This is a genomic window from Peribacillus sp. FSL H8-0477 (assembly GCF_038002765.1).
Taxonomy (GTDB): Bacteria; Bacillota; Bacilli; order Bacillales; family DSM-1321; genus Peribacillus.
Window position 1 is genome coordinate 541,459 of sequence record NZ_JBBODE010000002.1, and the last position, 20,707, is coordinate 562,165.

19 protein-coding genes are annotated in these 20,707 nt (G+C 38.3%); 16 read left to right on the top strand and 3 right to left on the bottom strand.

Annotated elements, in window-relative coordinates:
* Positions 1-128: 128 nt before the first annotated feature.
* Positions 129-890: a delta-lactam-biosynthetic de-N-acetylase gene (gene pdaA, locus MHI18_RS14330; RefSeq protein WP_445670036.1), complete on the top strand. Its 762-nt coding sequence runs from the start codon at positions 129-131 to the stop codon at positions 888-890.
* Between the two features lie 417 nt (positions 891-1,307).
* Here pdaA and MHI18_RS14335 read toward each other — a convergent pair whose 3' ends face one another.
* Positions 1,308-2,267: a hypothetical protein gene (locus MHI18_RS14335; RefSeq protein ID WP_340848301.1), complete on the bottom strand. Its 960-nt coding sequence runs from the start codon at positions 2,265-2,267 to the stop codon at positions 1,308-1,310.
* Positions 2,264-3,205: an ABC transporter permease gene (locus MHI18_RS14340; protein WP_340848303.1), complete on the bottom strand. Its 942-nt coding sequence runs from the start codon at positions 3,203-3,205 to the stop codon at positions 2,264-2,266. The genes MHI18_RS14335 and MHI18_RS14340 overlap by 4 nt, the downstream gene beginning before the upstream one ends.
* Before the next feature lie 151 nt (positions 3,206-3,356).
* On the opposite strand from MHI18_RS14340, the gene MHI18_RS14345 reads away from it, so the two are divergent.
* Positions 3,357-4,238, top strand: coding sequence for a DNA-3-methyladenine glycosylase family protein (locus MHI18_RS14345; RefSeq protein WP_340848305.1), 882 nt, complete (start codon positions 3,357-3,359; stop codon positions 4,236-4,238).
* Positions 4,235-5,614, top strand: a complete 1,380-nt coding sequence (gene rlmD, locus MHI18_RS14350; RefSeq protein WP_340848307.1) for a 23S rRNA (uracil(1939)-C(5))-methyltransferase RlmD — start codon at positions 4,235-4,237, stop codon at positions 5,612-5,614. Before MHI18_RS14345 ends, rlmD begins: the two co-directional genes overlap by 4 nt.
* A 232-nt stretch (positions 5,615-5,846) precedes the next feature.
* On the opposite strand, the gene MHI18_RS14355 is transcribed toward rlmD, so the two are convergent.
* Positions 5,847-6,362 carry a TetR/AcrR family transcriptional regulator gene (locus tag MHI18_RS14355; RefSeq protein ID WP_340848309.1) on the bottom strand — a complete coding sequence of 172 codons (516 nt, stop codon included), beginning with the start codon at positions 6,360-6,362 and terminating at the stop codon, positions 5,847-5,849.
* Between the two features lie 109 nt (positions 6,363-6,471).
* Here MHI18_RS14355 and MHI18_RS14360 point away from each other — a divergent pair, with 109 nt between their 5' ends.
* The 13 genes from MHI18_RS14360 (at position 6,472) to MHI18_RS14420 (ending at position 20,678) form a co-directional block, all read left to right on the top strand.
* On the top strand, positions 6,472-6,813 hold the full coding sequence (locus MHI18_RS14360; RefSeq protein ID WP_340848311.1) for a VOC family protein: 342 nt from the start codon (positions 6,472-6,474) through the stop codon (positions 6,811-6,813).
* 245 nt (positions 6,814-7,058) lie between these two features.
* The gene (locus MHI18_RS14365) at positions 7,059-7,931 is read left to right on the top strand and encodes a YitT family protein (RefSeq protein ID WP_340848313.1); all 873 of its coding nucleotides are present in this window, start codon (positions 7,059-7,061) and stop codon (positions 7,929-7,931) included.
* 73 nt (positions 7,932-8,004) lie between these two features.
* The gene (locus MHI18_RS14370) at positions 8,005-9,066 is read left to right on the top strand and encodes an LLM class flavin-dependent oxidoreductase (protein WP_340848315.1); all 1,062 of its coding nucleotides are present in this window, start codon (positions 8,005-8,007) and stop codon (positions 9,064-9,066) included.
* 196 nt (positions 9,067-9,262) lie between these two features.
* Positions 9,263-9,793: a YehS family protein gene (locus MHI18_RS14375; protein WP_340848317.1), complete on the top strand. Its 531-nt coding sequence runs from the start codon at positions 9,263-9,265 to the stop codon at positions 9,791-9,793.
* Between the two features lie 321 nt (positions 9,794-10,114).
* Positions 10,115-10,426, top strand: coding sequence for a PadR family transcriptional regulator (locus MHI18_RS14380; protein WP_340848319.1), 312 nt, complete (start codon positions 10,115-10,117; stop codon positions 10,424-10,426).
* A 2-nt stretch (positions 10,427-10,428) separates the two neighbouring features.
* On the top strand, positions 10,429-10,968 hold the full coding sequence (locus tag MHI18_RS14385) for a DUF2812 domain-containing protein (protein ID WP_340848320.1): 540 nt from the start codon (positions 10,429-10,431) through the stop codon (positions 10,966-10,968).
* Between the two features lie 145 nt (positions 10,969-11,113).
* Positions 11,114-12,292, top strand: coding sequence for an amino acid deaminase/aldolase (locus tag MHI18_RS14390; RefSeq protein ID WP_445669997.1), 1,179 nt, complete (start codon positions 11,114-11,116; stop codon positions 12,290-12,292).
* Positions 12,292-13,596 (top strand): D-arabinono-1,4-lactone oxidase, encoded by a 1,305-nt coding sequence (locus MHI18_RS14395; RefSeq protein WP_445670037.1) that lies wholly within the window; start codon positions 12,292-12,294, stop codon positions 13,594-13,596. The genes MHI18_RS14390 and MHI18_RS14395 overlap by 1 nt, the downstream gene beginning before the upstream one ends.
* Before the next feature lie 393 nt (positions 13,597-13,989).
* On the top strand, positions 13,990-15,546 hold the full coding sequence (locus MHI18_RS14400) for a response regulator transcription factor (RefSeq protein WP_340848324.1): 1,557 nt from the start codon (positions 13,990-13,992) through the stop codon (positions 15,544-15,546).
* Between the two features lie 32 nt (positions 15,547-15,578).
* A complete protein-coding gene (locus tag MHI18_RS14405; RefSeq protein ID WP_340848325.1) occupies positions 15,579-17,345 on the top strand; it encodes a sensor histidine kinase in 1,767 nt (588 codons plus the stop codon).
* 163 nt (positions 17,346-17,508) lie between these two features.
* Positions 17,509-18,801: an ABC transporter substrate-binding protein gene (locus MHI18_RS14410; RefSeq protein ID WP_340848326.1), complete on the top strand. Its 1,293-nt coding sequence runs from the start codon at positions 17,509-17,511 to the stop codon at positions 18,799-18,801.
* Between the two features lie 187 nt (positions 18,802-18,988).
* Entirely contained in the window at positions 18,989-19,861 is an 873-nt protein-coding gene (locus MHI18_RS14415; protein WP_340850296.1) for a carbohydrate ABC transporter permease, read from the top strand.
* On the top strand, positions 19,854-20,678 hold the full coding sequence (locus tag MHI18_RS14420) for a carbohydrate ABC transporter permease (RefSeq protein WP_340848327.1): 825 nt from the start codon (positions 19,854-19,856) through the stop codon (positions 20,676-20,678). Before MHI18_RS14415 ends, MHI18_RS14420 begins: the two co-directional genes overlap by 8 nt.
* Positions 20,679-20,707 lie beyond the last annotated feature (29 nt).

Here is a 20,707-nt window from a genome sequence, read left to right on the forward strand (position 1 = left end):
CAGCCATTTCTCAAATGAGGAATGGCTTTTATTATTATGAAAATGTATAGGATCCTCCCTTCTTCAAACAATAAGAGAAAAAAGAAATTGGGAGGAACACAATATTGAAGAAAATCAGTATTTTGACTTTGGCGATCTGTTTGTGTCTGCCAGTTACTGCAAGTGCAGCTGCCGATTCGTATGGATGGGGCTTTAATAAAGGGAAAAATGGACAACCTGCCGATGCTGGTCCGAAATTTGAAAACATGATTAAAAAATCTGCGGCTATTTACAAAGGTGATCCTAGAAAAAAAGAGATTTATTTAACGTTTGATAACGGCTATGAAAATGGATATACAGGAGATATTTTAAATGTACTGCGTCGTCAGCATGTTCCAGCCGCGTTTTTTATTACAGGCCATTACTTAAAAACAGCACCTGAGTTGGTTGTAAGAATGGTAAAAGAAAATCATATTGTGGGGAATCACTCATGGACACATCCAGATATGAGCCGTTCGTCAGACGAAGTAATCCGCCAAGAGTTAAGACGAGTGAAAGAAGAAACAGAAAAATTAACCGGACAGCAAACGATGAACTACCTTCGTCCACCGCGAGGCGTATTTAATGAACGAACGATGGCGGTAGCGAAGAAAGAAGGCTACACCCATGTATTTTGGTCACTTGCTTACCGGGATTGGGTTGTTGATCAACAACGAGGAGCCAAGTATGCGTATGATGAAGTGATGAAGCAGATTCATCCGGGAGCCATTTTGCTGTTGCATACCGTGTCTAAGGATAATGCCGAAGCCTTAGACTCCATTATTACCGATTTAAAAAAACAAGGATACGTGTTTAAAAGTCTTGATCAATTAATGATTGATCAACAGCTGACTTCGCCAATGCTTTATTAAACAGTATTGGGGGTAAGTTGCTCTAACCACTTATAGACGGGAGAATCACATTTTCCAGCAGCAATTCAATCAAAATTTCCCCCGAGATTAAAGCGAATCATTAGATACGGTAGGGGGTATTAAGTGACTGAAATAAAGGCTCAGACGGGAATAAGGCTACTCGAGAAGGAAATAAGCCTATTCCAGACGGGAATAACGATGTGTCAGACGGGAATAAGTCGCTTCCAGACGGGATTATCATATTGTCCAGCACCAAATCAATCAAAATCCCCCCCGAGATTTCCGTTAGGATCAAAAAAGCGAGTCATTTTAGGTAGGGGGATCGAATGGCTGAATTAAAGGGCTCAGATGGGAATAAATCATTTTATGTTGAATAGATTAACCATATACCCCCCTCATTCATATAGAAAAACAAGCTCAGGCTGGCTTTCGCCATTTCTGAGCTTGTTTTTCTATAAATGCATGTAATTTTGGCTGACCTTTGGGAAGCTGATTTACGTAATGCCTTCGAATTCCGTCTGAAAGAGCGTGGAAGGAGAGCATTGCTGCAGTTATAAAAGCAGCTGCTGATAGTGGAATCCATGGGGCTGGATCAATGTCAAAATAAAAATTGGATAAATAAGTCGCCCAGTTGGGTAATGTATTTTGGAATTCATAAGTAGCAAGTCCCCCTGGAACTCCTCCGATTGGAATCATGGCTTGCGCTAAAAAAATATTGAAAATCCCTAGCTGGCCGAGTAGAAACAGGATACTGCCGACATGGCTGAAAAAGTGGGAGAGCCATTGTGAGAAACAATTTGGCCAGTAGTACCATTTAAACAAACCCCAAAAACCAGTTCCCATGACCACTCCCGATTGAAAATAGTCGGTCGATTGGATAATCAGTATGCTTTTTCTTACAAATTCACCTAATTTCCCAGTTTCAATCAAAATGATGATCCCAACAAGATAATAGAAGCGGTGTGGGGAAAATATGAAATAAGGGATGGTGGCAAAGAAGATGACCAAAAAGAGAAGAGGAATTCTAGAAAATACTCCATTCCAAGTCTTTAATAACCAGTGAATCCCGGGTTTATGAGCAGCCCCTGCCCCTAGTACGAGTGCGAGTGAGAACGCAATAATGCTGATGCTTAAAACAGTCAGTAACGTATAACGGGTGCCAATAATAAGTGCACTATACATATCTACACCTTTTCGGTCTGACCCAAATGGAAAATCAGCATCGGGAGAGAATATAGGAATATTGAAAAGATCTTTCCAATAAAAATTCTGCTTTAGTTGAGCATCTACGCCCGGAAAATTCGGACCTAAAATGATAATAATCAAAAAGATAAAACAGCCGAGGCTACCTAGCCATAACGACCAATTTCGGTTCATGACGCAGCCTCCTCTTTATGCTTCGTTAAAAAATGAGTTAGGATGGAGTCGATCCATTGGACAATTAAAAGAACAAAAAGAATTAAAAAGCTAAACCCGATAAAAGCACCAGGATCGATTGGAAGCGGCTGACCTGGCAGCATTTTAGTCTGAATGGCAAGAATAGACAGCAGCCTTGTGCCAATTCCACGATACATGGTCAAAAACTCGACTACGAGCATAGCAGACAGCAGTGTCATGACGACTGGCATAAAGTGAAGCAGTAGTTTTGGATAACAATTTCGCAGGGCGTGTCTCCATATAATTATTCTTCGTGGTACACCTTTTGAGAGTGCGGTTCGGATATAATCCTTCTGTGCCTCTTCTTCAAGGGCTTCAGCTGTATATTTAGCGATTAAAGAGACCGGATACATACTTAAAAAAAGTATCGGCATGATGACGTTATACCATTGTTCATCACCATACATATCAATCTTAATGAGTCCTTGGGTCATAAGGAAGAAGAAGAATGTTTGAACAGAGAAGATGATAAAGAAGTCTGGAATCGACTGCCCAAGCCAGGTGGTGAATGTACCGAAAATTTTCAAAGGACCTTTTTGATAGGTATAATCATAGACACCTTTGAGAATACCGAGAATAATACTGAGAAAGAATGCAGGTATCATAATTTTAAGACTACGGAGGCCATAATGCTGCAACTCAGTCTCTACAGGGATTTTAAATTGAGTGGTACCAAGACTTTTGTTTTCTTTCACGTCCCTATAATAATTCACGATATTCTCTCCATATGCCTTCCAACTGAAATCCCATGCCATATGATCAATTGTGCCAATTCGCTCAAAGGTGGTTTCCCTCGGAATAAGGGCTGCGAGAACAATAATCACAGCTATTGAGAACCAAAAGATTAAATTCATTAATAACTTTGTAAAGAGTGCCATAAAAATCTCCTTGGTAAAGTTTTGGTTAATTATACCTAAATATTTTAAATATTGGAACAACTAATCGGGATTATGTTGTCTATCGTATTGGGAAGTAATTAAAGAGGAAACATGATATAATACGGGGAAAACTGTTAAAGGCAGGAATACTATGTGGACGAAAACAATTAGGGTTCAACCGCCTTATGATTTCGATTTAGTAGTAGAGCGTTTAGCGCTCGACCCTCTTCATGTAATCAACAGAGAAGAACGCACTGTAAAGGTTCCGTTATATATAGAAGGAAAGCCAGTTGTTCTAACCCTAAAAGCTGAAGGGAGTACAGATGACCCTTTATTTACAATCAGCGGTAAAACGGAGTATATAGAACAAGGAATGACCCGTTTAAAAAAGGTCTTTCACTTTCATCAGCCCTTGCAGAACATTTCGACCCATTTTGAAGATACGGATTTAAAGGGGTTATTTACAGACCATCGCGGCACTCCGATTGTACTCGACTTTGATTACTACAGCTGTCTCGTAAAGTGTATCGTCCATCAGCAGCTAAACTTGGCCTTTGCACATACCTTGACCGAACGCTATGTGAAGACTTTCGGCTTTGAGCTCGATGGAGCCTGGTTTTACCCATCACCTGAAACAGCAGCTAACCTGACTGTTGAACAGCTTCGAGGCATTCAGTTCAGTGGACGAAAAGCAGAATACGTGATTGGGCTATCTCAGGAAATCACGGCAGGTTGTCTTGATCTAGAACAGCTTGCACAGAATTCGGACCAAGATATTATCGAGATATTAACGAAGATTCGCGGCATCGGAAAATGGACTGCGGAAAACTTTTTATTGTTTGGAGTAGGCCGTCCAAATCTGTTTCCTAAAGCAGATATCGGGATTCAAAACGCAATAAAGCAATTATTTGGACTGCAGCAAAAACCAACACAGGAGGAAATGGAGAAATACAGTGTAAGCTGGTCTCCATACCTAAGTTATGCGTCTCTTTATTTATGGAGAAGCATTGAAAAACGGAGTGATAAGAAATGACAAATTCAGAAGACATCAAACTCGAACTGGGACAAACATTCCCATTAACTATAAAACGCCTTGGCATTAATGGTGAAGGCGTAGGCTATTTTAAAAAGAGAGTCGTTTTCGTACCAGGTGCCCTTCCTGGCGAAGAAGTGGTTGTAGAAGCAACCAAGCTTCATCCGAAATTCACAGAAGCTAAAATCAAAAACATTCGCAAGCCATCTGTTCACCGGATCGCACCACCTTGTCCCATTTATGACCAATGCGGTGGGTGTCAGCTTCAACATTTAGATTACAGTCAACAGCTTGTTGAAAAGCGTGATCTTGTTCTGCAAGCAATGGAACGTCACTCAAGCCGTACAGCTGACCAAGTCGAAATCCGTCCGACCATCGGTATGGAAGATCCTTGGAATTACCGGAATAAAAGTCAATATCAAGTAGGATTCCGCGATGGAAACATCATCGCCGGCCTATACGGAATAAATTCTCATAACCTAATCGATATCCCGAACTGTTTGGTGCAGCATAAAGCCAGCAATAAAGTGACACGAGTCATTAAAAAGATTCTTAAAAATGAAGGCATTTCGATTTATAATGAAAAAACGAAAAAAGGTGCTGTCCGCACAGTGATCACTCGTGTCGGTTTCGAAAGCAGAGAAGTACAAGTGGTCTTCGTTACCAGCACATCAGAATTACCGAAAAAGGATCGAATCATTGAACTAATTCATGGACAGCTTCCAGAGGTTAAATCGATTGTCCAAAATATAAACAACGAAGATACGTCACTTATCTTTGGTAAGGAAACGATTCACCTAGCTGGAGAACAGGTGATTAATGAAACACTTGGTGACCTTTCTTATGAGTTATCAGCTCGTACCTTCTTCCAGCTCAACCCAATCCAAACGGTTAAGCTTTACGAAGAAGTGAAAAAGGCGGCAGCACTCACTGGAACGGAAAAAGTGGTTGATGCCTATTGCGGCGTTGGAAGCATTGGTCTTTGGCTATCAGAAGATGCAGAAGAAGTCCGCGGCATGGACACGATTGAAGATTCGATTGAAGATGCCAAAGAAAATGCGATTCGTCACGATCGTGCAAACATCTCATTCGAAGTCGGCAAAGCAGAAGAAGTCCTGCCACGCTGGATTGAAGATGGCTTTGAAGCAGACGTGATTGTTGTCGATCCACCACGCACAGGCTGCGATGATGGCTTGCTAAAAACCATCCTAAAAGCAAAACCAAAGAAAATAGTTTATGTATCCTGCAATCCATCAACACTCGCTAAGGATATTAATATTTTGAACAAGTTTTATCAAGTAGAGTACATGCAGCCTGTAGATATGTTCCCGCAGACTTCTCATGTTGAAGTGGTTACGAAATTAACATTGAAATAAAGTAAACAATTAAAGCACTAAATTCAGTTAGTACTACGGCTGAATTTGGTGCTTTTTTTGATTAATAAATGCAGCTAGGACTTGCGATAGTTCTCTTACTGATTAATTTTAAGTAACTAGAGAACTGAGCAACAGCCCACTTTTCTTTGCGCAATGCATCCATTAATTCTGGTCCTGCATGTAAATTACTGCTGACGATCGTTAGGTGTCAGCGCCAAAAAGAGATAAATTATTATCCCTTTTTAAAAATCCAGTTAATTAATTCTTTCCCTTGTTGAAGAGAAAGTTGATTTGTACTTATTTCCTTAAGAATAGAACGCCAAGAGGAAAGTAAGAGTATCTCAATTGGAAGTTCTTGATCCTTATTGATTAAACTAGATAGAAATTCCCCTATTTTATCTTTCTTCTCATAAGGTAATTCTTCGCTGATTAACTTACAAATGTTAAATTTCACAGCGGAGTCTAAACCAGTGATTAGCGCAGCCTTTACAGCTTCTTCTGGTTCAGTAAATAAAGAAGCGGCTCCCTCCATTCTATCAATTACTCGTTGTTCCATCTCCGTTCTTATTACTTCATAAAGGTTAGATTTTGAACCAAAATGATGATAGACAGCGCCAGTGGTCATGTCAGCCTTCTTCGCCAATTCAGTAATATTAACCTCTTTGTAACCTTTCACAGAAAATTCCTCTAATGCAACTTTGATTAATGTATCTTTACTAGTCCCTGGTATTCGTATCCATTCTTTCATAAAATTTATTTTATCACATTGACATAATTTAGTAAAAGAACTATGATATGCATAATCACCTTATGCCTTACATAATTGAATTACGTAATTATTTAAGGGGGAATTGGGTATGAAATTAGTGTTTTTATATCATCCAGTCAAAAATCTGAAAGAGTCTCTTGCCTTTTATCGTGATACTCTTGGTTTTGAGGAAGCGTGGAGGGAAGGAGAGCACACAGTTGCTTTAAGTTTGCCTAATTCTGAAATCAGATTAATGATTGAGGATGATGAACAAGAATTGACAGCCGGCGGAATATTTTTGGTTGATAGTGTTGACAGCTTTTTTAAAGAAAATAAAGAAGTATTGGAATTTGTAAAAGAACCTATCGATATACCGCCAGGCCGGTATGCTATTTATAAAGATAACTCAGGTAACCTTTTAAGAATTCTTGACTTTACTAAAGAGAATTAAAATTTGATATTAAAGTTAAAAGGACCTTAGTATATAGGGTTCTTTTTTTCTTATAGAAAATCCGTACATTGTATTGTGCTATCTTAATTAAAATCATGGGTACGTTATTCAAGAGGATGGAGACAAATGATTGGGTTTAATCGGCACCTTTGTATTTAGTTCTCTAATAAGATAAGCTATACTTTATTATAGTGAAGTGAAAACTGGATAGATTCTTTAAATTTTTTGTGAAATGGAGAAAATAAATGAGTGGTAAAACAAAACGAAAATCAAAATTTCTGAAGGTATTTTCAAAAGTATTATTAATTATTATCGGAGCCATGATCACAGCTTATGGATTAGAAGCGGTACTAATCCCAAATAACGTTTCTGATGGTGGTGTAACAGGGCTAAGTATTGTGGGATCGCAACGTTTTGGTTTGCCATTGGGGCTTCTAATTGGTGTTATAAATATTCCATTTGTTTGGTTAGGATATAAACAAATTGGTAAAAGTTTCGCCATTTATTCTGTTATCGGTATTGCTTCATTAGTAGTTGGTACGATCGTCATGCATCATGTGCCGACGATTATCGAGGGGGATACATTACTTATTACTGTTGTTGGTGGTATTATCATCGGTTTCGGTATGGGTTTAGCCTTGCGTAATGGCGGTGCCTTAGATGGGATTGATATGTTAGCCGTGTTGCTTTCAAAAAAATTACCGTTTGGAACAAGTGATTTAATCTTATTTTTGAACATGTTTGTGTTTATTGTTGTATCCACAGTATTTGGACTTCAAGGGGCTATTCTTTCTGCCATTGCGTACTTTATTGCATCTAAGGTCATACATATTGTCGAAGAAGGTCTGAGCGGTTCTAAAACCTTTAAAATTATTACCAAACAACCTGAACTGATGGTAGAAACAATCCGTGATCGGTTGGGACGTGGAGCTACCTACAATGATGCTTATGGCGGGTATTCAAATGAACAGTTTAAAGAGATTACTTGTATTATAAACCGTCTGGAAGAAAGTAAAATGAAAGAAATTATACACGAGATTGACCCAAACGCTTTTGTTACGGTATATGACGTAGCAGAAGTTAAAGGCGGTAGCTTTAAGAAGAAGGATATTCATTAATAAGAAATAAACAATATAGGGCGGTACTCTAATAGGAGTTCCGTCTTTTTTCTTAAATTAGGGGGAAATGGTTATGGAAATAGGATTAACAACATTTGTGGAGACAACTCCGGATGTGAAGACTGGTAAGGTAATCAGTCATGCAGAGCGTATACGAGAAGTCGTGGAGGAAATTGTGTTAGCAGACGAGGTCGGGTTGGATGTTTATGGGGTCGGCGAGCATCATCGGAGGGATTACGCAGCCTCATCACCAGCGGTTGTTTTGGCCGCAGCTGCTTCACGGACAAAACGGATACGGCTTACTAGTGCTGTTACGGTGTTATCTTCTGACGATCCAGTGAGAGTATTTGAACAATTTTCAACACTTGATGCGATTTCAAATGGCCGGGCAGAAATTATGGCGGGCCGGGGTTCTTTTATCGAGTCCTTTCCGCTATTTGGATATGACTTAGATGATTATAATGAATTGTTCGATGAGAAGCTGGACTTATTGTTAAAAATCCAGAAGTCCGAAAAGGTGACATGGGATGGCAAGCATCGTCCGGCTATTCAAAATCTTGGTATCTACCCGATTCCTGTTCAAAATCCGTTACCTGTTTGGATTGCCAGCGGCGGGACACCACAATCAGTTGTTCGTGCAGGCATGCTTGGACTGCCGCTCGTCCTAGCGATTATTGGAGGAAGCCCGCGGCAGTTTGCCGGGCTTGTGCAACTTTATAAAAGAGCTGCTAAAGAGGCGGGGCATGATGTAACTAAGCTGCCAATTGCCTCACATTCACACGGATTTATTGCCGAGAGTACAGAACTTGCAGCAGATAAATTCTTCCCGTCCACTCAGCAAGCGATGAATGTTATAGGAAGAGAGCGCGGGTGGGGGAAATATACACGGGCAACGTTTGATTCTGCACGTAGCTTAGAAGGCGCCCTCTATGTTGGCGATACGGAGACAGTCGCAGAAAAAATTATTCATCTTCGCAAAAACGTGGGGATTACACGCTTCATGCTGCATGTACCCGTAGGATCAATGCCGCATGATGATGTAATGAAAGCCATCGAACTGTTGGGTAAAGAGGTAGCCCCGATTGTCCGGGAGGAAATCCGCAGATGGGAAGCTGAGGGTGAAGAGGAATCCTAAGCTTTACATTGCTTTCACCAAACTTAATGTCGGATTAAACTTTTTTAGGTATAATAAAAATACAGTATACTTACAGCATCCGGGAATCTGTAAAAGATTCTCGGATTTTCATTTGCCGTTTAGTATTCGAAGAATTTACTAGGGCAATGATAAAGATGAAGCTACTGAAACAGGTGCGATAATAGGAGGTTTATGGATGCATAATCATGATATTTTAATCAGAGTACGCTATGCTCTAGATATAAAAAATAACGATATGGTAGAGATGTTTAAACTTGGCGGGGTGAACGTCACTAAAGAAGAAGTCCTAGAGATGCTTACCAAACCCAAAGAAGATGACTATGATGACTACGACGATGATGTCGATTTTTATGATTATGAAGAGGAAGAAGATACGATCAAATGCAATAATAAGATGATGGAATCATTTTTGAATGGCATGATTATTTTTAAAAGAGGAAAACAACAGCCAAAACCAGGACAACCAGAGAGCCCTGCACCGACAGGGAAGGAAAGTGTGAATAACGTTCTTCTTAAGAAATTGAAAATTGCACTGAGCTTAACCAGTGAGGATATGATTGATATCTTAAAAGAAGCAGGTGTCGATATAACTAAAGGTGAGTTAGGTGCTATTCTAAGAAAAGAAGGTCATCGAAATTATAAACAGTGCGGCGACCGATATGCTCGTAACTTCTTAAAAGGGTTAACGTTGAAATATAGAGGATAACGAGAAAACAAAAGGCTTGGGTGATAAGGAGAAATCCTTATTGCTTGAGCTTTTTTTTGTGCAAATTTATTACTCATTGGCTATGTAAGGTTTAATTGTATTTTGGAATTCGTTTTAGTTTAAAACGCTTGGAGTTATCTAAGTTTTAAGTGTACCTATACCGTAATACAATTTTCCATAGTTAATTGAATCAGATTGAATTCATTTAAATTAAAAGGGAATGAAAAATATTTATGGATAATATTTACTTTTATATCGACTGTTGATATAATAAAAGTATATCAACAGTCGATATAACGTCAGACGATAGGTGGTGTAACGATGGACGATAGTGCTCCTTTGACAGAAGGTGTTTATTACATCCTTGTATCTTTATATGAGCCCAGACATGGATATGGAATTATGCAGTTTGTTTCCGAACTTAGTAATGGTCGTGTTGAGCTTGGCCCAGGAACGATTTATGGAGCGATTAAAACATTGGTTAAGCGTAAATGGATTGTTCCTTTAGATGAAGGGGAACGAAAAAAGGAATACGTCATTACGGATGCTGGGAAGTTAATGGTTGAAAATGAAATGAAACGACTTTATGAGTTGCATCACAACGGTTTGCTCATTACGAAGGGAGAGAAGTAGCCGTGAAGAAAGTTAGGTATCGCTTTTATTTGGATTATGAAAAAGAAGAAAAGTGGATCAATGAGATGGCCGAGCAAGGCTGGCACCTTAAAAAGTGGTTTTTGGGCAGGTTCACCTTTGCAAAGGGAGATCCGGGATCATTTATTTACCGCAATGAATTCATCATTGAAAAGTCTAAAAAAGAGAAGAAGGAATACTTCGAATTGCTTGAAGACAGTGGACTTACCATTATTCATGAATCTGGTGGCTGGATTTACATGAAGAAGGCAGCGGCAGAAGGACCTTTTGAATTATATACAGATACACATTCAAAGATTGATTATTATAAGCGCATGTTAAATATTTTTCTCGTGCTCTTTTTCGTTAATGTATTCGCGGGAATTGTGAATACAGGTATTTTGGGAGATCAATCACTGCCTCAATTGACGAACTCAGTTATTGGTTTTCTGAACATAGCTGTTGCCATTATCCTAACGTTTCCCATTATAAAGATCATCCAGCGAAAAAGGGCATTGAAGAGATCAAAGGATTTATTTGAGTGAATGATGATGATATTTTCATGTAGGCGATAAAAAAGCAGAAGGCGACTAAGGGACCTTCTGCTTTTATGCCTTTGAAATAAATCGGAATATTCAAAATAAAACTTTTTTAAGTTCCTTTACTCGTTTATTATAAAAATGAGAGGTGGTGTTGGTATTGCTGAATGAAATAGCAAAGGATTTTTCTCTTCCTGCTCTTTTATTGGATTTAGATGCCTTTGATCAAAATTGTAAAAAGATCGCAGAAAAAGCAAATGGTAAAACGATCAGAATTGCTACTAAATCGATACGATCTATTCCAGTTTTAAAGAGAATTCTGGAGTCCAGCCCTGTCTTTAAAGGCGTAATGTGTTATAGCTCTGATGAAGCTATTTTTCTTGCAGAACAAGGCATTGAGGATATCCTTATAGGTTATCCTTGCTTCAATCGCGAAGCTTATACTAAAATAGCAGAATTAAATGGTGAAGGTAATCAAATTACCTGTATGGTCGATTCAATTGAACAGGTTACGCAGTTAAATGAGATTGGTAAAAAGGTAAATGGTTTTTTAAATTTATGTATTGATATTGATATGAGCACTACGTTTGGCAGCCTTCATTTTGGGGTGAGGCGTTCTCCATTAAGAACGCCTGGTGAGGTCATTCAGCTAGTCCGCTATATAAAGGAATATCCGACACTGAAGCTGATTGGCATCATGGGCTATGAAGCTCAAATTGCTGGGGTAAGTGATCATCTGCCTTCTCAGAAACTAAAAAACATAGCGATTTCTTTTATGAAAAAGAAATCGATAAATAAAATTAAAATGCGAAGAGAGGCGATTGTTCACTCTCTTGAGAGAGAGGGTCTTCAACCGTTATTTGTAAATGGTGGCGGAACGGGAAGTCTTAATACGACGTCGAAAGAAGAAGGTGTTACGGAACTCACTGCGGGTTCAGGCTTCTATGCCCCTTTGTTATTTGATTATTACCGAGATTTCCGCTTCATCCCTGCCTTATTTTTTTCGTTGCCAATCGTTAGAAAACCGACCCCCAATATTTATACTTGTCTTGGAGGTGGATATGTTTCATCTGGAGTACATGGTCAGGATAAGGTGCCTATGCCAGTATACCCGCCGGGTGGTAAACTATTACCATTTGAAGGAGCAGGGGAAGTGCAAACCCCTGTTTATTATAAAAAGGAAACGCTGGAAATTGGAGATGTCATCATCTTTAGAGCAGCCAAAGCTGGAGAAATTTGTGAACGATTTAATGAAATTATTTGTTTTGCTAATGAACAAGTTGTGGACCAATTTCTTACCTATCGGGGGGAAGGGAAATGCTTTCTGTAATGAAAACGGTGCAACGGAAACGATGGGAAAATTGGTCTAAAACGAGTGAATGTACTCCAGAAAAAATCCTATATCCATCTTCAATTGAGGCGGTTGTTTCAATTGTTAAAGAAGCTGCTAAACAAAAGAAAAAGATTAGAGTAGTAGGAGCAGGACATTCATTTAATAATTTAGTAAAAACAGATGATTGGCTGGTATCACTTGATTTACTTAATGGAATTGAACAACTTGATGAGGCAGCTAGCACAGTTACCGTTCTGGGTGGAACCAGGTTATTTCAATTAGGAGAAAGGCTTGGTCAGGAAGGATATTCTCAAGAAAATTTAGGAGATATCAATGTCCAAAGCATTGCGGGGGCCATTTCTACTGGAACACATGGAACTGGCCTTGAGTTCGGTAGTATACCAACTCAAGTAGTAGAACTTGTCATTGTTACAGCGTCAGGAGAGGTACTTACTGTCTCTGAGGAACAAAATCCTCGATATTTCAAAGCATGCCTTATATCTCTCGGAGTACTTGGAATAATTGTAAAAGTAACACTGAAAATAATTAAAACACCTATATACGAATATAGAAGTGAACAAATAGAATATCCACTTTTTGAGCAACAGCTTGAATGCTATATCAACGAAAACCGTCACTTTGAGTTTTATCTATTCCCCTATTCAAATCTTGTCCAAGTTAAAACGATGAATATTACGAAGCGTAAACCACAGCGTTTATTTTCCCACAATTTAAAAAATCTTATTCTTGAAAATTACTTATTTTTTATACTGTCAGAGGTATGTCGATTGTTCCCAAAAAGCAGTCGAACGATCAGCAGGTTATCTGCGAAGGCCATTGGAACAACAAACATTGCGGCAAATAGTCATGAGTTATTTGCAACTCCTAGACTTGTGAAGTTTAGAGAAATAGAATATAGCATTCCTCTTCAACATTTTAAGAGTGCCATTCGAGAGCTTCGAGAGTGTATTGAAGTAAAGAAGCATAAGGTTCATTTTCCAATAGAATGCAGGACGGTCAAGGCTGATGATATATGGTTTAGCCCTTCTTATCAAAGGGATTCTGCTTATATAGCTTTCCATATGTATAAAGGAATGCCATATGAAGATTATTTTCGAGAGATGGAAGCGATTATACAGAAGTACGAAGGAAGGCCGCATTGGGGCAAAATGCACAGCCTAGGCAAAAACGAATTATCTATCTGCTATCCCAAACTACCGGATTTTCTAGCCATAAGGCATGAATTGGATCCGCAAGAAATTTTTCTGAACGACTATATCAAAAAGATGTTGATCGGATAAACAAGGAAATTGAGCAAACAAAAGTAAGATGGTCCCGTAGGGATTAACGGATTAGTTCTTATCGCTGCACAGAGCAATATCGGAATAGAAAAGTTCAAAGTGTCTGGCTTCAGCCCAGACACTTCACTCTATCGACAGTCAAATTGAGCTGCGTCTTTCTCCTGCTTTTCCCCACATTACTTAGACGTTCCTTTGAAAAAACATTAAAATTTATGATTAGCTAAATGAGTCAATTTCATAAATTCGAACCTTAGAGCTGCAAGGGTTTTGATAGGAAAAAAAGGAGGAATTTCTTAATATGTCGAAATGAGTAAAGAGATTTCGGCTTACAGCAGGTATATTGAAGCTTGTTAAAAAACGATTAGACGTGTGACCAATTGGAGGTTGATCATATTGGATTCTGGGGAAATGTGCAGAATACTGATTGTAGATGATGAAATATTAATCAGACGAGGGATTATGCATTATTTAGATTGGGAATCGGAAGGTTTTCAAATCGTTGGTGAAGCTTCAAATGGTCAAGAAGCTTTGGAATTGATAGAAGCAACGTATCCTCACATTATTATTACAGACATTGTTATGCCTATCATGGATGGAGAAGAATTAACACGAATCGTCAAAGAAAAATATCCACAAATTCAAATTATTATTTTGAGTAGTTATGGAGAATTTGATTATGTGCGCTCCGCCTTTCAACGTGGAGTGGTCGACTATATTCTAAAACCAAAGCTCGAGGCGGAAAGTCTATTAAATGTTTTGAAAACGGCTGTTAAAAGAATTCCAGGTTTTCAATCTAGAGAAAAGGATTTAAGTATTAAACTATCCATCGATCAAATTATTAACAAGTTAGTTTTAGGATACGATGTATATTATGGTTCGGAACAGGTTACAAGAGCGTTTCCCTATAGTCATTACTGTTTAATGGGTGTAGACATGAAAAAACAACCATCTAATGGTTCTGCTGAATTTCCTGCCCAAGTCAAAGATATCGTTGAAAATGCCTTCAACAAACAGCTAAGCGAGGCCGCTTACTATTCTTTTACCTTTGATCCGAACATAATCGTATTTCTGGTTAATGTAAATCAAGAAGATTTGACAAAGGTTAGGGATGTTGGCAATCAATTAGCAGCTGCGCATGTTGAGAGCGGTATTGCTTTAACAGAGGGATTTCAACAATTTGATCAACTAGGCAAAATGTTTAAGGAGAGCCTTCTAAAACTCTTAAACTATCATTTTTATTTTCCAGATATCCTCGTTTTAACTGAATTTGATTTGCCAAGTATTGTGCCTAAAGGTGAAAAATTCAATCTGGATTGGTTTACAGAAGAGTTTATGCGCAGGAACTTTGATTCATCTTTTTTCTATTTAAGGGATTATGCCGAAAAATTATCCCACAGTTTTACTATGGATGTTTATGAGTATAAAGCATTTTTCAGTAATATCATCTTTAACATCACGATCCTCCTTGGCAATATGAATGATGAAATAAAAGAACTGGAGCATAGCAGGTACACCTTTTTCAAGCTCATTGACGAAGCACATTCTTCGAGAGAGACAATTAACCTATTGAATCGTTTTATTGAGGAAGCGAATGAAAGCATATTCAAAATGCAAAACCGAGCGGAAAATATAAATATGAAGAAGTTCATGGAATATCTTAAGAATCATTATGCAGAGCCGCTTACCTTAAATGATGTAGCTGCTGCGTTTCATTTTAATCCTTCTTATATTTCGAGCTATTTCAGTGCTCATAATAATGAAGGATTTATAGAATCTCTGAATAGAATACGGATTGAGGAGGCGTGTAAGCTGCTCCTTCTAGAATCAGCGGCCATATCGGAGATTAGTGAAGTGGTCGGTTTTTCGGATCACAGTTATTTTTGCAAAGTATTTAAAAAAGTAAAGGGAATGTCCCCTAGTCAATATAAAAGAAAACAATTGATAGGATAAGGGACGTGATAAAAAATATGAGATTCATACCGATGCGCTTTAAACATAATACTTTGTTTATTACCATATCCCTTATTACTTTTATGATTATCATTCTGGTTTCAGTGACCATTACATGGACGACAATTCGGATGTCTGAGCAATTCTTTTTTGAAAAATTTACTATTACGAATGTGAAAATCATAAACGAAATAGAAGAACGCTTTGAATCTTTTCATTACTCTATTGTCATTGCATCAAATAATATACTACAAAGCGGTGTGATTAAGACCAATCTAACTGAAGAGCAAACGAATGCCGAGAAAATGATCTCATTTTTTACAATGGGGGAATACATTAAGCAAATTCAGTCAAACTTTGATGCGTATGAGTTTGAAATCATTGTTAAAGGAGAAAATGGAGTCACCTTAACGACCAATCGACCCCATTGGCCAATTTCTGATCAGGAACTTAACGAGAGTTTTTTAACAAGCAATACGCTTAAAGAACCGAAAAGACTGCTGTATCAATTTGATGAACGAGAGAGCGAAACAAGAAGTATTGAGGAAACACGGTTTGTTGTGGCTACCAAAGCATTAATGGATCGACTTTCCGGTACGGTGTATGGCTCCCTTTATTTTTCATTTAGGGAAAGTGAATTCAAAAAGGTGTATGTGAACTATACAAGTCCAGGGAATGATATTTTCATAGTTGATAAGTCAGGGAAAATTGTTTCCAGTAACCAGTCTCAATTAATTGGGAAAAGAGAAGTCGAGCTCCTTCAGTATGCGCAAGAGATTAAAACGAACTCTCATAAGTACATGATTGGGAGTTTTAGAGGGAAGAAGCAGATTATTTTAGTAGAATCACTCCCCTCTTTAGATATGTATCTATTCAATATAATTGACAAGGAAAAGGCATTTGGAAATTTAATTGATAAGAGAAAAATTGTGTTGATCTCGATAGGGATTGTCTTGATAGCATTAGTCAGTGTATTTTTCGTATCAAGAAGATTAACTAATTCTTTATCAAGGCTTGTAAGACAGATTGAACACGCGCCAAAATCTGAATTTCGTCAATACGTGGCTGTTTTAGGTACATATGAAACGAGGCAAATCGGCCATGCTTTTAATTCCATGCTGGACGAGCTTCATGAGTATGTGGAGCAATTGATGCTGTCGCAAAAGCAAAAAAGGAATGCGGAGCTGGAGGCTCTGCAACAACAAATCAATCCACATTTCTTGTACAATACATTGGCTTCCATTAAATTTATGGTGCAGCAGGACAGCAAGGAAGATACGGAAGCAATGATTACCGCTTTGATTTCCCTGCTTCAGAATACAATAGGTAATGTTAATGAAACTGTGACTGTCAAACAGGAATTGGATAATTTAAAAAACTATGTTTTCATTAATCAAAAGCGTTATGGAAGTCGAATAAATGTAAGTTATCTGGTTGCGCCTGATTGTCTGGATGTACGATTGCCTAAACTGATTCTGCAGCCCTTTATGGAAAACTCATTTTTTCATGGATTCAATCGTAAAGCAGGTGGATCAATTCATGTCCTGGTTTGGCAAGAAAAGAACAATCTGATTTGTGAAGTAGCAGATAACGGTGATGGAATGGAAGAGCTATCAGAAAAAAACCTTCCTAATCAAAAGTATAAACGACAGCTTTTCTCAGGTATAGGTGTGAGGAATGTTCATGAGCGAATTCAACTCATTTATGGGGAAGAGTATGGTGTAACCATTTCCAGCAAACAAGGTGAAGGAACAAAGGTAAGGATTATTCTTCCTTCTCACGTAGAACAAATATTGTAATAAAATCTAAAGATATTCCAAATCTAAAAAATAAACGCGTTGCCAAATCCTAAAGATAATCCAAGTTTACGAAAAAATCTTCCTACCGAGTAATGTTGAAGGGGTGATAACATAATATATGTATAAATGATAACGCTTACAAAAAGAAATGGGGGGGATATCATTGAAGAAGGTTTTTGCATTATTATTAGCAAGTTTGCTTTTATTATCAGCATGTTCTTCTGAATCAAAAACATCGGAAGAGGCAACTGATACCGAAAAGGAGACCAATGAATTAACCGTATGGACTTGGGATCCGAACTTCAACGTGAAAGCAATCAATATGGCAATGGACACGTATAATAAGGAAAATTCTAAGCTTAAACTAAAAGTCATTGAAAATGCTCAAGCAGATATTGTCCAAAAACTGAATACGAGCTTAAGCTCAGGTACAACTAAAGGGATGCCTAATATTGTTCTAATTGAAGATTATCGTGCGCAAAGCTTTCTTAAAGCCTATCCGGATGCGTTCTTCGATTTATCAAGTTCCTTCAAAGCGGAGGATTTTGCAGAATATAAACTTGCTCCAACCAGTTTGGAAGATAAACACTATGGAATTCCGTTCGATACAGGAGTATCCGGTCTATACGTAAGAACAGATTACTTAGAGAAGGCAGGATATACTGTTGAAGATTTGCAAGGAATAGACTGGAACAAATATATAGAAATTGGTAAAAAAGTTAAACAAGCTACTGGAAAATCTATGATATCAATGGATCCGAAAGATCTTGGGCTTATTCGTCAGATGATTCAGACCAGCGGTTCATGGTATTTGAAGGAAGATGGCGTCACACCAGACTTAGGGGATAATGAGTTTCTTAAAGAAGCATTTACTACTTACAAAGAAATTATAGATGCAGACATATCGAAACCTGTCTCTGACTGGGGTCAATACCTTGCCTCCTTTAACAGCGGCGAAACTGCATCCGTTCTAACAGGTAACTGGATGACAGCTTCCGTAAAACAGGAAGCTTCTCAAAAGGACAAGTGGGCAGTGGCCCCTTTCCCTAAACAATCGGGTAATGCAAATTCTGTTAATGCATCTAACCTTGGTGGAAGCTCCTGGTACGTTCTAAATATTTCAGGTAAAGAGAAGGCTGCAGATTTATTGGCTAAAACATTCGGTTCAAATGTTGATTTTTATCAGGACATCAACAAAGAAATTGGTGCTATTGGTACGTATAAGCCTGCTGCAGAAGGAGAGGCTTACAAAGCTGCAGATGACTTCTTTGGAGGTCAACCAATCACAGAAGATTTTTCTAAATGGGTGGCAGAGATTCCACAAGTAAACTACGGTGCACATACGTATGTAATTGAAGATATATTAGCGGTCGGTATGCAGGATTACTTAAAAGGAAAAGATCTTGACACAGTTTTGAAAGACGCACAAAAACAAGCGGAACAACAAATTAAATAATAGAATAATTGTCTCGGGAATTCGCCGGCTCTCCTATTGGTATGGCGGAGCTACACTGTGTAACAGGCGGTATTTCCCGAGTTTTTGTATCAAGATGGTAAGGAGTTGATGTAAAGTGATTCCGGCAAAAACTAAACAAAGTTATTCATCGACCGGCCAAAATGTACAATCCAGTAAATCTAGTAGGATGCATCGGATAAAAAATGCAACGATAGGATGGTCTTTTGTCGTACTGGCAGTCGTCATGATCTGTATGTTTACTTTCTATCCAATGGTTCATGCATTTATGATGTCTTTGCAATCAGGAACAGGTACAAATCTTTCCTTTGTCGGATTGGACAATTATGCACGTTTGTTGAAGGATCCCACGTTTTTGACAACTGTAAAAAATACGGTTATCTATCTCATCCTTCAAGTTCCGATTATGATTATTCTTGCTCTATTTATATCGGTACTGCTGAATAACCCCAAACTAAAGTTTAGGGGGTTCTTTCGAACAGCCATTTTCTTACCATGTGTAACCTCACTTGTTGCGTATTCGGTTATTTTTAAATATTTATTTTCACTAGATGGCATTGTTAACATCATGCTCATGAAGATTTCACTTATTTCTGAACCAATTCAGTGGCTGACTGACCCTTTTTGGGCAAAAATCACCATTATTGTTGCGATTACTTGGAGGTGGACTGGCTATAATATGATCTTCTATTTATCCGCTCTGCAAAATATTGATTACTCAATTTATGAATCAGCAAAAATGGATGGTGCGTCCCCAATTCAGCAGTTTTTTAAGATTACTATTCCATTACTAAAACCAATCATTTTGTTTACTTCCATTATCTCAACAATCGGGACCCTTCAATTGTTTGATGAAGTCATGAATATTACGCAAGGAGGGCCAGGAAATGCAACGATGACCATTTCTCAGTATATTTACAATCTATCGTTTAAATATACCCCTGACTTTGGTTATGCGGCGACTGTCTCTTATGCAATTGTGATTATGATTGGAATCTTTTCCATTCTTCAGTTTAAAGTGGCAGGTGATAAAAATGAGTAAACTATCGAGCATATTCACCTATACTTTTTTAAGTTTAGCCGCCATTGTTTCCATCTTCCCATTTCTCTGGATGGTTGTCAGTTCGACAAATAAGTCAGTGGATGTGACGAAGGGACGATTATTGCCAGGGAGTCATCTTCTAGAGAATTTCCAGAGCTTATTGGATACAGTGGATCTTGTACCCGTATTAATTAATTCTATTAAAATAGCCGTTATTACGACGCTGCTTGCTTTAGTGATTGCCTCCTTAGCCGGTTATGGATTTGAAATCTTTAAAAGCAAAATGAAAGACTATGTGTTTAGTTTCTTATTACTCTCAATGATGATTCCTTTTGCCGCTCTGATGGTGCCGTTATTCCGGATGTTTGGAACCATTTCCGAAGCTGCTCCAATAATCGGGATTGATACACTTGCCGCAGTCATTTTACCAACGAGTGCAACGGCTTTCCTAATCTTTTTCTTTCGACAAAGTACAAAGATGTTCCCAAGAGAAATTATTGAGGCTGGTCGGATTGATGGATTATCGGAGCTAGGGGTATTCATAAGAATTTATATTCCAACAATGAAAACAACGTATGCTGCAGCCGCAATTATTACCTTTATGGCTAGCTGGAACAGTTATTTATGGCCGCTTGTCGTACTTCAGTCTTCAGAAAACCATACATTACCGTTACTCATATCGAACCTTGGATCTGGATATTCCCCAGACTTTGGAGTGATTATGACAGCCATTGTTATAGCAACCCTGCCAACTGCACTGATATTCTTCATACTGCAAAAACATTTCGTTGCGGGCATGATGGGGTCAGTGAAGTAATCGTTTTAACTTAAATATCAATAAATCGG